The following is a 12,728-nucleotide window of genomic DNA, read 5'->3' on the forward strand; positions in this document are numbered from 1 at the left end:
AATTCTTCATTACACGGAATATTCACCGCGACTCAACTGACGGTGAGAACGGATGTAACACCGTTTCCCGACCGACTTTCTGGCTTAGGTCTATTGATGTGATCCGTGTTTGGATTCGACGCCAAACCTGATCTCATCAGACCTAAGACCAGGCGGTAGGTGGCGTGAATACCAGCGCCCCGTAGACCGCCCAAAAGTTGGAAATGTGACCGATGAAGAAGATGATCGCCTTGACCCTTTCGCTGCTGATCCCCCAGCTGGCCTCGGCCCAGAATGCAGGCCCACTGGACGGCGCGGATTTTGTCGTCAATTGCGTGTCGGACAAAGACGGCAGCTCGGTGACCCTCGCCCGTTCGGGTGGCACCAACAAGGGCTATATCGTGACCGACGCCATCCGGGGCGAAGCGACCATCCTATCGGGCATCGGGTCGTTGACATTTCTACACCTGATGGAGCGGGACGTGATCACCTTTGTGGTTGATTTCGACAACCTGAGCTATGACCTGACAATCAAGGGTCCGCACGCCACCCAGGACCATGGTGCTTGTGATGATCCGATAAGCTGACGGATCGTACAATTTTCTCACTGGAACTGTAATTTACGGCCCAAAAACGGGCGCAAAATATTGTGCCCGGCAGGCAGGGCATGCCATAAGGCTGCACTCGGACAGTGAGAAGAACTGATGGATTTACTGAACGCGCTTGTTGCGCTTGCGAATTTTGTGATCGTTCCTGCGATTGCCTATGGGAGCCAACTTGCGCTGGGGGCGCTGGGCGTCACTCTGATCTACGGCATCCTGCGGTTTTCCAACTTCGCCCATGGCGATACGATGGCCTTTGGCGCGATGATCGCCGTGCTGGTAACCTGGGGCCTGCAGGCTGCCGGTGTCAGCTTTGGGCCGCTGCCGACCGCTCTGCTGGCGCTGCCCTTTGCGATCCTAGGCTGTATTGTTCTGGTTCTGATCACGGATCGGCTGGTCTATCGGTTCTATCGCGAGCAAAAGGCCAAGCCGGTGATCCTTGTCATCGTGTCGATGGGCGTAATGTTCATCATGAACGGGTTGGTTCGCTTTGTTATCGGACCCGACGATCAGAGGTTTTCCGACGGCGCGCGGTTTCTGATTTCCGCGCGGGATTTCAAGTCGATGACCGGGCTGAGTGAGGGTCTGGCGATCCGCACATCCCAAGCGATTACCGTTGTTGTAGCCGTCGTTGCGGTAGCTTTGCTGTTCTGGTTTCTGAACAAGACGCGCACGGGCAAGTCGATGCGGGCCTATTCGGATAACGAAGATCTGGCCCTTCTGTCCGGTATCAACCCCGAGCGCGTTGTGATGATCACCTGGATCATCGTGGCGGCACTGGCGACAACCGCCGGGGTGCTTTACGGGCTGGATAAGAGCTTCAAGCCCTTCGTCTATTTCCAGCTTCTTCTGCCGATCTTTGCCTCGGCCATTGTCGGCGGGCTGGGCAACCCGCTGGGCGCAATTGCCGGTGGCTTCATAATCGCATTTTCCGAGGTGACGATTACTTACGCCTGGAAAAAGGTCCTGACCTATCTCGCGCCAGAGACGCTGGCACCGTCGGGTTTGGTGCAGTTCCTGTCCACCGATTACAAATTTGCCGTCAGCTTTGTGATCCTGCTGATCGTCTTGCTTTTTAAGCCCACGGGCCTGTTCAAAGGGAAAGCGGTATGAGCGAAGCAACCAAAAACACGCTTCTGTTTGCCGTGGTCGGCGGGCTGATCCTGATGACCGGTTTCACGCAAAGCTGGAACGCGGCGATTCTGATCCTGAACATGGGGCTGATCTCGGCCATCATGTCGATTGGGGTGAACTTGCAATGGGGCTTTGCGGGCCTGTTCAACGTTGGCGTCATGGGCTTTGTCGCGCTGGGCGGTCTGGCTGTTGTGCTGGTATCTACGCCGCCGACGCCCGGGGCGTGGTCCTCTGGCGGGTATGGCATTGTGCTTGCTTTGCTGTTGGGTGCGGCGACCGTTGTTGCGGCTGTTATGGCGGCGCAGAAACTGCCCAAGGGCAATGTGCGCAACCTGTCCATCCTCGGTATCCTTGTGGCTGGTTTTTTCATCTATCGCGCGGTGTTTGACCCCAGCGTTGCGGGGGTCGAGGCCATCGATCCTGCGATTGCGGGCAACCTTGGCGGCCTGAACCTGCCGGTTCTTCTGGCCTGGCCTGCGGGCGGGCTGCTGGCGGCGGGCGCGGCCTGGCTGATCGGGAAAACGGCTTTGGGTCTGCGGTCCGACTATCTGGCCATTGCCACGCTTGGTATCGCCGAGATCATCATTGCGGTCCTCAAGAACGAGGATTGGCTGGCCCGCGGCGTCAAGAACGTCTACGGCCTGCCTCGCCCCGCCCCCGTGGTCGGGTATGAGATCGACCTGCAACAGGATCCCGGATTCATCGCGCGTGCGGAATGGCTGGGGCTGGACCCGGTAACTGCCTCGACGTTGTCCGTCAAGCTGGGATACTCGCTGCTGTTCCTGATCGTTCTGCTGGTGCTGCTGTGGATGGCGCAAAAGGCGCTGCACAGCCCCTGGGGTCGCATGATGCGCGCGATCCGCGACAACGAAGTGGCTGCCGAGGCGATGGGCAAGGATGTCACCCGCCGCCATTTGCAGGTGTTTGTTCTGGGCTCGGCCATTTGCGGGATCGCTGGTGCGATGATGACCACGCTGGACGGGCAGTTGACCCCCAGCGCCTACCAGCCGTTGCGCTTTACCTTCCTCGTCTGGGTCATGGTGATCGTAGGCGGCTCGGGCAACAACTTTGGCGCGGTTCTCGGCGCGTTCCTGATCTGGTTCCTGTGGGTTCAGGTCGAGCCGATGGGTCTATGGATCATGAACCTGATCACCTCTGGCCTGCCGGACGGCAGCGCACTGAAAGCGCACCTGATCGAAAGCGCCGCGCATATGCGCCTGTTTACCATGGGGCTGGTGCTTTTGATTGTTCTCAGATTCAGTCCAAGGGGCCTGATCCCCGAGAAATAGGCTGAAATCTTCTCAAATCACAAAGCCGTGTCGGCGAATACCGGCGCGGCTTCTTGATTCTTAAAGATTTTTTGACTAAACCAACCCACCATTCCCGGCATTGGATACGTCTTCATTTCTGTCGACGCTCACTCACACACCCTCTCGCCGGTCTTATGAGGCCAGTTACCCAGTCTAAAGAGTAGATCTTAGAACCATGAAAAAACCACTCAGCAAAGTTGTCATCCTGTTGCCGCTTGTTGCGGCAGTTGCGGCCTGTGTCCCCTCGCCCGAAGATCTGGAAACCACACCGGTCAAGGTCAACACGCCCGAGGGTGTTGTGACGTGTCAGCTCTATCGCCATGACCGCGTGACCTGGGACCGGGCCATTGATTTCCCGGCGACCAAGATGTCGGTGCGTCAGGCTGATGCCTATTGCCGTCAGGAAGGCCAGCGCCGCCTGAAAGGTTGAGCTAGCGGTTTCGGAACAATCCACCCAAGATGCCGCGCACGATGCGGCGACCGGTGGTGCCTTTCAGTTCCTTGATCACGGCCTCGCTCATCGCGGTGGCAAACGTGTCTTTCTTGCGCGTCACGCGCGAGGAAGACCGCCCCACCCGACTGCCCGAATATCTGCGGGCCGAGGCGAATTCGCGCTCCATAGCCGTCTGCATTTCCACAACCTCTTCGGCTTCGGCGGCTTCGGCTTCCTTGGCGGCGGCCTCGGCGCGGGCCTGAAGGATCTCAAAGGCCGATTTTCGATCCACGGGTGTGTCGTATTTTGCAGCCATTGGTGACGCAGTCATAACCTCCTGGCGTTCAGCGTCAGAAATCGGCCCCAACTGGGAAGCCGGCGGGCGGATCAGTGTACGTTCGACAATGCCCGGCACACCCTTCTTTTGCAGCATTGATGTGACGGCTTCACCCACACCGACCTCGCGGATTGCCTCTTCGGTGTCAAAAGCTGGATTCTCGCGATAGGTTTCTGCGGCAAGGCGCAGGTTCTTCCGGTCGCGCGCGGTAAACGCCCGCAAGGCGTGCTGCACGCGATTGCCCAACTGTCCCAGAATATCTTCGGGTATATCGGCCGGATTCTGCGTGATGAAATAGACCCCGACACCCTTGGAGCGGATCAAGCGCGCCACCTGTTCCACCTTGTCGATCAGAACCTTCGGCGCATCCTCGAACAGCAAATGGGCCTCATCGAAGAAGAAGACCAACTTGGGTTTCTCGGGGTCACCAACCTCGGGCAGTTCTTCGAACAACTCGCTCAGCAGCCATAGCAGGAAAGTTGCATAAAGGCGCGGCGATCCCATCAGTTTGTCCGAGGCAAGGATGTTCACAACACCCTGCCCGGCCTCATCCGTGCGCATCAGGTCGGCGAGGTCCAGCGCCGGTTCCCCGAACAGCCGCGTGCCGCCCTGGTTCTCCAACACCAGCAACCGGCGCTGGATCGCACCGATTGAAGAGGTCGAGACATTGCCGTAACGCAATGAAAGCTGCGCCCGGTTCTCACCAATCCAGACCAACAGCGCTTGCAGGTCCTTGAGGTCCAGCAGCGGCATGCCTTCTTCATCGGCCACACGGAAGGCGATGTTCAGTATCCCCTCCTGCGCTTCGCTCAACTCCATCAGGCGGGACAACAGCAATGGCCCCATCTCGGTCACTGTCGTACGAACCGGATGCCCCTGCTCACCAAACAAGTCCCAGAAGGTCACCGGGCAAGCACGGTACGCGAAATCGGTGAATCCGATCCGCGTGGCGCGATCCATGAAAGCCTGATGCAGTTTGTGTGTCTCGGTTCCCGGCAATGCCAGCCCGGACAGGTCACCTTTGACGTCCGACAGGAAAACCGGAACGCCTGCCTTGGAAAACCCTTCGGCCAGAATTTGCAGCGTCACCGTCTTGCCGGTCCCGGTGGCCCCGGCAATCAACCCATGCCGGTTCGCGTATTTCAGCGTCAGCCCCTGCGGCTGGCCATAGTCCTGACCGCCGCCGCCCAGAAAGATATCTTCGCCCATGTTTTCACTGCCTTATGTCTCACCGATCCGGACCCAGCATACAAAGTTAACCTTTGACTGCGATAGTCATTTTGCGCGCTTTGCGGTGCCAGCCGCAAAGGCGCACTTCCTCCCTGTTGACTGGCCGTGCCTTCGGGCACGGCTTTTTTGCCCGTTCACGCGGATTAAACTGAACTGACGAGTATATTAAAAGTTCAGGTTAGCAGTTGACCACCGCGTCCCCCTCTCGTAACGTCTGCCACATAACTAAGTCGGCCAGTCCGACGGGGAGAAACATTTATAGAAGGGAGCTGCTCCACCAGCTCCCTTTTTCTTGTTTTTAAGGGGTGGAAACCCTACCTGAGTGGCAAGAAATTGTTCATTTTCGAACCGACCCATCGCTTAGTGCCTGACACCAGCCGTGAACGGTGCTAGAGGAAGAAAAAAAACTCAATCACCAAATATCGAGGCATTCATGATCAAGTCACTCCTTTCGATCAATACGCTCGCTGCTGTCCTTGTTTGCGGCGCTGTCAGTGCACAGGAAACCTCGGAACCCGAGGCCGATAACGGGCTGGACCTGGGCGAGACCGGTCCGCGTGCGGGCGAACAGTTCGTCAAAGAAACTTCCGGCGACTGGGAGGTGTCCTGCATCAAGGCGCAGGAAGGCGAAGACCCATGCGCCATCGTTCAGGTTCTCAACGGCCAGCAAGGCGATCCGATTGCCGAGGTGTCCATTGGCAAACTGCCCGAAGGTGGGGCCGCCGTGGCCTGGGCGAATGTGATCGTTCCGCTGGAAACCCTGCTGCAGGCGCAACTGGCGCTGTCCATCGATGGCGCGCCGCGCAAGCTGTATAACTATCACCACTGTGTGCCGGTCGGCTGCGTCGCCCAACTGGGTCTGAGCCAGGGTGACATCGATGCCATGAAGGCGGGCAGCAAGGCGACCTTCTCGCTGGTGCCCGCACGCTTCCCGGATCAGGTTCTGACCATGGACATGTCGCTGTCTGGCTTCACCTCGGGGTTTGACAGTCTCAGCGTCAACGTAAACTGAGCGATGCTTTCGTCGCCGCAGTGGAAACGCTGCGGCGACTTTCGGGCTGTCGTCAGACTTTCTTCAAAGCCAGAACAGCATTCAGGCCGCCAAAGGCAAAGGCGTTGCTGAGGGCAACATCCACCTTGGCCTCGCGCGCCTCGTTCGGTACCACATCCAGCGCGCATTCCGGATCGGGTTCCTCGTACCCGATGGTCGGCGCAATAACGCCATCCCGCAGAGCCATGATGCAGGCCAGCAATTCGACAGCACCAGTGCCGCCTATCAGGTGCCCGTGCATGGACTTGGTGGACGAGATCATCAGGTCATCCGCATGCGGCCCGAACACGTCTGCAACTGCGGCGCATTCCGTTTTGTCATTTGCTGCCGTTCCGGTGCCATGCGCGTTGATATAGCTGACATCGCTGGCGTTCAGCTTTGCGTCAGCCAAAGCCCCGGCCATGGCGCGTGATGCGCCCTGCTTGCTGGGCATGACAATATCGGCCGCATCCGAGGACATGGCGAACCCGACGACCTCGGACAGGATTTCTGCACCCCGCGCGCGGGCATGTTCGTATTCCTCGAAGACAAAAATGCCGGCACCTTCGCCCTGAACCATCCCGTTACGGTTGGCGCTGAACGGGCGGCAGGCGTCTTTGGACATGACGCGCAAGCCTTCCCAGGCTTTCACGCCGCCAAAACACAGCATCGATTCCGACCCGCCGGTGACCATCGCAGGCGCAGCACCGCTGCGGACCATCTGGAACGCTTGCGCCATCGCATGGTTCGACGATGCGCAGGCTGTTGAAACGGTAAAGCTGGGTCCTTTGAGGTTATGTTCCATTGACACATGGCTGGCGGCCGCATTGTTCATCAGCTTTGGCACAACAAAGGGGTGCACGCGGTTTTTTCCGTCTTCGTAGACCGACCGGTAATTGTCGTCCCAGGTCGAAACACCGCCGCCTGCCGTGCCCAGCACGACGCCGGACCGGGCCGCCAATTCCCCGTGGAATTCGATCCCCGATTGCTCGATGGCTTCTTTGGCTGCGGTCAGTGTGAACTGCGTGAACCGGTCATACAGAGACATCTGTTGGCGATTAAAGCGCCCTTCGGCCTCGAACCCGCGCACCTGACCGCCGATCTTGATGGCCAGACGATCGACATCGCGAAACTCCAGTTCCGAGATACCGCAGCGCCCTTCTCGCATGGCCTCCAGCGTGTCGGGGACAGAGTGACCCAGCGAGTTGATGGTGCCCGCGCCGGTGATAACAACCCGTTTCATTGTTCCGGGTCAGACCTTTTCCGACACAAGCTGTTCGATGCCCGCAATGATCGCGGCCACGTTCGAGATGTCGAAATCGTTCGATTCAGGTTCGTTGGCGTTGAAGGGAACCGAGATGTCGAACTCTTCCTCGATCGCAAAGATGCTTTCGACCAGACCCAGACTGTCGATGCCCAGATCTTCCAGCGTGCTTTCGGGTGTCACATCCGATGGCTCCAGCACGGCCTGCTCTGCAATGATTGCGATGACGCGGTCGCTGATGCTCATATCGATCCCCTGATTATCAATCTGAGGATGATTTAATCGCTCGGGGGCTGTTTGGAAACAGCCTTTTTAAGTGCCTCAACGTCGCGGGCCAGACGCGGCAACCGGCGTTGCGCTTTGTAGATGTCGGTATGGGTTTCCATCTTGATCCCCGGATAGCCCATGATCACCCGACCGGCGGGCACATTGGACAGGATTTTGGTGCCGCCGCCCGAGATTACGCCGTCGCCGATGAAAATGTTGTCCACCACGCCGGTCTGGCCGCCCAACACCACGTTGTTGCCAATATCGACCGAGCCGGACACGCCGGTCTGTCCGCACAGCAGGCAGTCACGCCCCACACGGGTGTTGTGGCCCACATGCACAAGGTTATCCAGTTTCGACCCATCGCCGATCCGGGTGTTGCGAATTGTGCCATTGTCTACGGTACAGTTCGAGCCGATCTCGACATCGTCACCAATTTCAACCGCGCCCAGAGAATGAATGCGCAGCCAGCTTTGCGCCTTCGCCTCACCCTGATCCCCCATGGTTTTGCGCGCGTTTTCTGCGCCAGATACTTCGGGAGTTACAAAGCTGAAACCGTCTCCACCAATCCGCGCGCCCGGTTGGGCGATAAAGCGATCCCCGATCTGAGCGCGCGCGCCGATGCTGACCATTTCGCGCAGCAGCGCCTGTTCGCCAAGAACAGCGTCGATACCAATCGTGCAATGGGCGCCAATTACCGATCCGGCCCCGATCCGCGCCCTGGCCCCGACAACCGCCAAAGGCCCAATCGACACATCTGCGCCAATCTCTGCCGTCGGATCAATCACGGCCGAGGGGTGAATGCCGGGCTCAACCCCCTGCCCGCGATCCAGCATCGATGTTATGCCTGCCATCGCCATGCGCGGACGTTTCACAAAAATCGCCGCGCGCAGGCCCATGGCCTGCCAATCCGCACCTTCCCACAGAACCGCCGCGCGTGCCTCACCACCTGCCAGAGCCTCGGCATATTTCGGTGACATCGCCATGGCCAGATCGGTGGGTCCGGCGTCACCGGGCTCGGCCGCGCGCACAATCGTCAGGCCGGTGTCGCCCTGGCACTCGGCACCAAGGCTGTCGGCGATTTGCTGAATGGTAAACTGCATGGCGGGCTTTCTTTCGGCAGGATTTGCCCCCGTGCTTACCCCTGAACGTCCGGCAGGGCTACCCCTGCCTTTTGCAGCGCGTCCCAAATCTTGGCGTCGCGGTTGTAGACGTCGCGGCGATACTGCACCTCGCCCTTCGGGCCCATATAGGCGGTGCGATAGATCAGATGCACCGGAACCTTCTGGTCCAGTTTCACTGTGGTTTCCTTGCCGGTATTCAGCACTCGGTGAAAAAACGCTTTTGGGTCTTCCTCTTGCTTGGCCAGCAACGCATAGGCGAATTCGAACGGTTGCGCCAATCGGATACAGCCATGCGAGAAGGCCCGCACCTCGCGCGCGAACAGAGATTTCTGAGGCGTATCATGCAGATATATGTTGTACTTGTTGGGGAACATGAACTTCACCAGCCCCAGTGCATTGCTTTTGCTCGGCGGTTGACGCATCGCAAACGGGAAGTTGCGCGCGGTGAATTGGGTGAAGTCCACGGCCCCGCGGTTGACCTGACGGCCACTGCGATCGGTGATCTGGATATGACCCACGGCATTCGGGTTGGATTGCAGCTTGGGCAGATATTCCTTTGTGATGATCGAGCGTGGCACATACCAGCTGGGGTTGATCACCATATGCTCCATCTCGTCCGAAAACTCGGGGCTGCGGCGGTCATGCACGTTTTTGCCGATTACTGCGCGGGTCTCGAACGTGACCTGCCCGTCATCGACGATCTTGGCAGAGAAATCGGCCTGATTCACCAGAATATGGCGGGTCCCACGTTCACGCGGCAACCAACGCTCGCGTTCCAGCGCCACCAGAACCGACTTCAACCGATCCGATGCCGGGCGGTTCAGTTCCGAAATCGTGCCCTGCCCGGCAACACCGTCCGGCTCCAACCCATGCGCGGTTTGAAAGCTGCGAACAGCCTCAAGCAAAGTGGCATCAAACGAAGGGCTGGCAGTGGGTTTCAGATAGCCCATCGCCACCAAACGGTTGCGCAGCTTGATGACATTTGGCCCTGAATCCCCAAGTTCCAGCTTGGCCACCGGAACACTCGCGCCCCAGCCACCCTGATCGACCAGAGCCTCCAGTGCGAGTTTTTGCTTCATCAGCGCGCGATACTGACGCGTCTGCGGTGCGAGCTGATCCAGATAGGCCGCACCATGCGTGTTCAGTTGCTGCAGATGTTCCTCGGGGCTGCGCCGTTCCACCTTGCGGACCAGTCCGTCGTCAATGCTGGCCGGGCGCAGGGCACCGGAGTACAGATCGTCGGCGTAAGCCAGAAACACCCGCGTCAGTTCAGCCTCGACCGCGCCCAAATCCCGAACAGATCGCGCCTGCCGCATCTGTTCAACCAGCGCGTCTACATCGTAACCTGCTGCGGGCAGACCGTGCATATGGCTGTTGGACAGCGCTTTGATCAACGCGGCGCGCCGTTCGGCATGATCTTGCGAGGCTCCGACCCAGACCGGCGAAAACCCGTTGGTCCGGTAAAACGCCGCAATATCGCTGGATGTCGGAGTGTGCTCGGCCACAGCCATTTGAAACGCGGTGCCCTGAATCGGGTCAGACGTTGTGTTGGCAATGGCTGCTGTGGCCGCAAAACATGCCGCGACAAGGATACTGGTACTGGTCCGCAATACTGAGAACATGGGATGCCCTTGGTTATTCAATAGTTTGCGCTGATGGGGATGCGCCGAACAAATATCATTTTTGCACTCTGCCTTTGTCTATTCACAAATTCCTTACTCAGCCTCTTCTATTTCGGCCTGATGCGCGTTTGCATCGAAGCGGTGCCGAAACGCCTCAATTGCGCAAAAAATGTGCCGGTTGCCCCATCTGCGCAAAAAACTGCCGAAAATTCCCCCTTGAAAAGGTGAGTATCAAACACTTCTTGGCGACCGAATCCGATTGTGCCATAAATTCGCCATCTGGGATGGGAAAATATTAATACAGCGCGCGTAACATCGTGCGCAGGCAGGAACAGTACGGGACGAAACAAAAATGACCAAGAGCAGTACATCGGGCTTGACCCGGCGTGCCCTATTGGGGGCATTCGCAGCCACAGCAGTTGCTGCAGCACCGACTTATTCCAATGCAGCAGGTTTTCTTCGCGGCGGCGGCGACATTCGTCGTATCCGCATGTATTCCGGTCGCACAGGCGAACGGATCGATATGATATATTGGGTTGACGGCAAATACATCAAGGATGCTGTCAAGGAAGTGAACCATTTCATGCGCGACTGGCGGACCGATCAGGTCAAAAGCATGGATTTGCGCACGGTCGACATCATGGCCGCCGCCCACAATCTTCTGGACGTGAACGAGCCTTACATGCTGCTGTCCGGCTATCGTTCGCCGCAGACAAACGCCATGCTGCGTTCCAGATCGCGCCGCGTTGCCCGGAACTCCCTGCACATGCAAGGCCAGGCGGCAGACCTTCGCCTCGGCTCGCGTTCCGTCTCGCAAATGGCCAAAGCGGCGATGTCGTGTCGCGCGGGCGGTGTAGGCCAATACTACCGGTCGAACTTCGTACATATGGATTGCGGCGTGGTCCGCACCTGGCGCGGCTAATCCGCCTCGCCAATACCAATTGTTCCGAACCCCCGCAGATCGTCTGACGGGGGTTTTGTTTTGCGCAATGCGATCCGACCGGAGCGCGGATGCTAAACCTAGTGAAAGATGGCGCACCTGAGAGGATTCGAACCTCTGGCCTCTGCCTTCGGAGGGCAGCGCTCTATCCAGCTGAGCTACAGGTGCCTTGGCCGTTAGCTAACCTTGTTCCGGGTCGGGTGCAACTGGAAATCTGCGCGACCCGGCAAGGTTTCACGCAAACAAATCATGCGCCAGTTCAAGCGCTTCGATCAGCGTGTCGACCTCATCCGTGGTATTATACAGGCCAAAACTCGCCCGGCAGGTCGCAGTGACGCCCAGATGATCCATCAACGGACCCGCGCAGTGATGACCGGCGCGCACGGCGACGCCCTTTTTGTCGAGGATGGTCGAGACGTCATGCGCGTGCCCCGCCCCATCGAGCGTGAAGCTGAAGATCGCGGCCTTGTCCGGGCGGGTGCCCTGGACCTGTAGCCAGTTCAACCCGGTCAGGCGTTGCATCGCATAGTCGCGCAGGCTGGATTCATGGGCGGCGATGTTCTCCATCCCCAGATCCATCATGTAGTCCAGCGCCACGCCCAAACCGATGGTTTGCACGATGCCGGGTGTTCCGGCTTCGAACTTCATCGGCGGGTCGTTATACGTGATCTGGTCCTTGCTGACCTCTTTGATCATGTCACCGCCACCAATGAAGGGGCGCATTTCGGCCATACGCTCGGATTTGATGAAGATCGCGCCGGACCCCGAAGGGCCGTAGAGTTTGTGCCCGGTGATCGCGTAGAAATCGCAGCCGATCTCATCGACGCTGACCGGCATATGAACCGCGCCCTGACTACCGTCCACCAGAACCGGAACACCTTTGGCATGGGCGCCTTCGGTGATGGCTTTGACATCTACAACCGTGCCCAGAACGTTAGAGCACTGCGTCACCGCCACCAGTTTGGTTTTGGGCCCGATCGCATCCAGAACGGCCTGCGGATCAAGGCCGCCATCTGCATCCACATCGACCCATTTCAGAACAACGCCCTGCCGTTCGCGCAGGAAATGCCAGGGCACGATATTGGCGTGATGCTCCATCACGCTCAGCACGATTTCGTCGCCTGCCTCAAGCCGGGGCATGGCCCAGCCGTACGCGACCAGATTGATCCCTTCGGTGGTGCCCGAGTTCAGGACTATCTCGTTCTCATTCGCCACCCCAAGGAACCGCGCAATCGTGCCACGAACGCCTTCGTATTTCTCGGTCGCGAGGTTTGACAGGTAGTGCAAACCGCGATGAACGTTCGAATATTCCTCGGCATAGGCACGGGTCACTGCATCTATCACCGCCTGAGGTTTCTGCGCCGAGGCCCCGTTGTCCAGATAGGTCAGCGGCTTGCCGTTCACCTGCCGCGACAGGATCGGAAAATCAGAGCGGATTTTCTGCACATCATACATA

Annotated in this window: 12 protein-coding genes and 1 tRNA gene; 6 read left to right on the top strand and 7 right to left on the bottom strand. The window is 58.6% G+C overall.

The window, feature by feature from the left end:
* The first annotated feature begins 212 nt into the window (after positions 1 to 212).
* The 4 genes from ACR0C9_RS06100 (at position 213) to ACR0C9_RS06115 (ending at position 3,455) form a co-directional block, all read left to right on the top strand.
* On the top strand, positions 213 to 566 hold the full coding sequence (locus tag ACR0C9_RS06100; RefSeq protein ID WP_170450642.1) for a hypothetical protein: 354 nt from the start codon (positions 213 to 215) through the stop codon (positions 564 to 566).
* Between the two features lie 117 nt (positions 567 to 683).
* Complete coding sequence (locus ACR0C9_RS06105) at positions 684 to 1,694, top strand: branched-chain amino acid ABC transporter permease (protein ID WP_170450640.1); 1,011 nt, start codon at positions 684 to 686, stop codon at positions 1,692 to 1,694.
* Positions 1,691 to 3,004, top strand: coding sequence for a branched-chain amino acid ABC transporter permease (locus tag ACR0C9_RS06110; protein ID WP_170450638.1), 1,314 nt, complete (start codon positions 1,691 to 1,693; stop codon positions 3,002 to 3,004). Before ACR0C9_RS06105 ends, ACR0C9_RS06110 begins: the two co-directional genes overlap by 4 nt.
* A 196-nt stretch (positions 3,005 to 3,200) precedes the next feature.
* Positions 3,201 to 3,455: a hypothetical protein gene (locus ACR0C9_RS06115; protein WP_170450636.1), complete on the top strand. Its 255-nt coding sequence runs from the start codon at positions 3,201 to 3,203 to the stop codon at positions 3,453 to 3,455.
* A 1-nt stretch (position 3,456) separates the two neighbouring features.
* Here ACR0C9_RS06115 and ACR0C9_RS06120 read toward each other — a convergent pair whose 3' ends face one another.
* On the bottom strand, positions 3,457 to 5,004 hold the full coding sequence (locus tag ACR0C9_RS06120; protein WP_170450635.1) for a helicase HerA-like domain-containing protein: 1,548 nt from the start codon (positions 5,002 to 5,004) through the stop codon (positions 3,457 to 3,459).
* 454 nt (positions 5,005 to 5,458) lie between these two features.
* Here ACR0C9_RS06120 and ACR0C9_RS06125 point away from each other — a divergent pair, with 454 nt between their 5' ends.
* A complete protein-coding gene (locus tag ACR0C9_RS06125; protein ID WP_170450634.1) occupies positions 5,459 to 6,037 on the top strand; it encodes an invasion associated locus B family protein in 579 nt (192 codons plus the stop codon).
* Between the two features lie 52 nt (positions 6,038 to 6,089).
* Here the strand turns inward: ACR0C9_RS06125 and ACR0C9_RS06130 are convergent, their stop codons facing one another.
* The 4 genes from ACR0C9_RS06130 to ACR0C9_RS06145 are packed head-to-tail and all read right to left on the bottom strand — an operon-like array spanning position 6,090 to position 10,332.
* Positions 6,090 to 7,298: a beta-ketoacyl-[acyl-carrier-protein] synthase family protein gene (locus ACR0C9_RS06130; RefSeq protein WP_170450633.1), complete on the bottom strand. Its 1,209-nt coding sequence runs from the start codon at positions 7,296 to 7,298 to the stop codon at positions 6,090 to 6,092.
* A 9-nt stretch (positions 7,299 to 7,307) separates the two neighbouring features.
* The gene (locus tag ACR0C9_RS06135; protein ID WP_170450632.1) at positions 7,308 to 7,565 is read right to left on the bottom strand and encodes an acyl carrier protein; all 258 of its coding nucleotides are present in this window, start codon (positions 7,563 to 7,565) and stop codon (positions 7,308 to 7,310) included.
* A 32-nt stretch (positions 7,566 to 7,597) separates the two neighbouring features.
* The gene (gene lpxD, locus ACR0C9_RS06140; protein WP_480780601.1) at positions 7,598 to 8,689 is read right to left on the bottom strand and encodes a UDP-3-O-(3-hydroxymyristoyl)glucosamine N-acyltransferase; all 1,092 of its coding nucleotides are present in this window, start codon (positions 8,687 to 8,689) and stop codon (positions 7,598 to 7,600) included.
* A 35-nt stretch (positions 8,690 to 8,724) separates the two neighbouring features.
* Positions 8,725 to 10,332: a L,D-transpeptidase family protein gene (locus ACR0C9_RS06145; protein WP_480780602.1), complete on the bottom strand. Its 1,608-nt coding sequence runs from the start codon at positions 10,330 to 10,332 to the stop codon at positions 8,725 to 8,727.
* Positions 10,333 to 10,684: 352 nt separating this feature from the next.
* Here ACR0C9_RS06145 and mepK point away from each other — a divergent pair, with 352 nt between their 5' ends.
* Positions 10,685 to 11,254, top strand: a complete 570-nt coding sequence (gene mepK, locus ACR0C9_RS06150) for a peptidoglycan L,D-endopeptidase MepK (RefSeq protein ID WP_170450628.1) — start codon at positions 10,685 to 10,687, stop codon at positions 11,252 to 11,254.
* A 109-nt stretch (positions 11,255 to 11,363) separates the two neighbouring features.
* Here mepK and ACR0C9_RS06155 read toward each other — a convergent pair.
* A tRNA-Arg gene (locus tag ACR0C9_RS06155) sits at positions 11,364 to 11,440 on the bottom strand.
* A gap of 66 nt (positions 11,441 to 11,506) precedes the next feature.
* Positions 11,507 to 12,727, bottom strand: coding sequence for a cysteine desulfurase (locus ACR0C9_RS06160; RefSeq protein ID WP_170450626.1), 1,221 nt, complete (start codon positions 12,725 to 12,727; stop codon positions 11,507 to 11,509).
* Position 12,728: the final 1 nt, after the last annotated feature.

Source organism: Ruegeria sp. C12 (genome assembly GCF_056537745.1).

Coding starts and splice junctions, on each gene's coding strand:
- ACR0C9_RS06135 (WP_170450632.1), bottom strand. CDS start 7,565: ATGAGCATCAGCGACCGCGTCATCGCAATCATTGCAGAGCAGGCCGTG.
- ACR0C9_RS06130 (WP_170450633.1), bottom strand. CDS start 7,298: ATGAAACGGGTTGTTATCACCGGCGCGGGCACCATCAACTCGCTGGGT.
- ACR0C9_RS06105 (WP_170450640.1), top strand. CDS start 684: ATGGATTTACTGAACGCGCTTGTTGCGCTTGCGAATTTTGTGATCGTT.
- ACR0C9_RS06160 (WP_170450626.1), bottom strand. CDS start 12,727: ATGTATGATGTGCAGAAAATCCGCTCTGATTTTCCGATCCTGTCGCGG.
- ACR0C9_RS06125 (WP_170450634.1), top strand. CDS start 5,459: ATGATCAAGTCACTCCTTTCGATCAATACGCTCGCTGCTGTCCTTGTT.
- ACR0C9_RS06120 (WP_170450635.1), bottom strand. CDS start 5,004: ATGGGCGAAGATATCTTTCTGGGCGGCGGCGGTCAGGACTATGGCCAG.
- ACR0C9_RS06110 (WP_170450638.1), top strand. CDS start 1,691: ATGAGCGAAGCAACCAAAAACACGCTTCTGTTTGCCGTGGTCGGCGGG.
- ACR0C9_RS06145 (WP_480780602.1), bottom strand. CDS start 10,332: ATGTTCTCAGTATTGCGGACCAGTACCAGTATCCTTGTCGCGGCATGT.
- mepK (WP_170450628.1), top strand. CDS start 10,685: ATGACCAAGAGCAGTACATCGGGCTTGACCCGGCGTGCCCTATTGGGG.
- lpxD (WP_480780601.1), bottom strand. CDS start 8,689: ATGCAGTTTACCATTCAGCAAATCGCCGACAGCCTTGGTGCCGAGTGC.
- ACR0C9_RS06115 (WP_170450636.1), top strand. CDS start 3,201: ATGAAAAAACCACTCAGCAAAGTTGTCATCCTGTTGCCGCTTGTTGCG.
- ACR0C9_RS06100 (WP_170450642.1), top strand. CDS start 213: ATGAAGAAGATGATCGCCTTGACCCTTTCGCTGCTGATCCCCCAGCTG.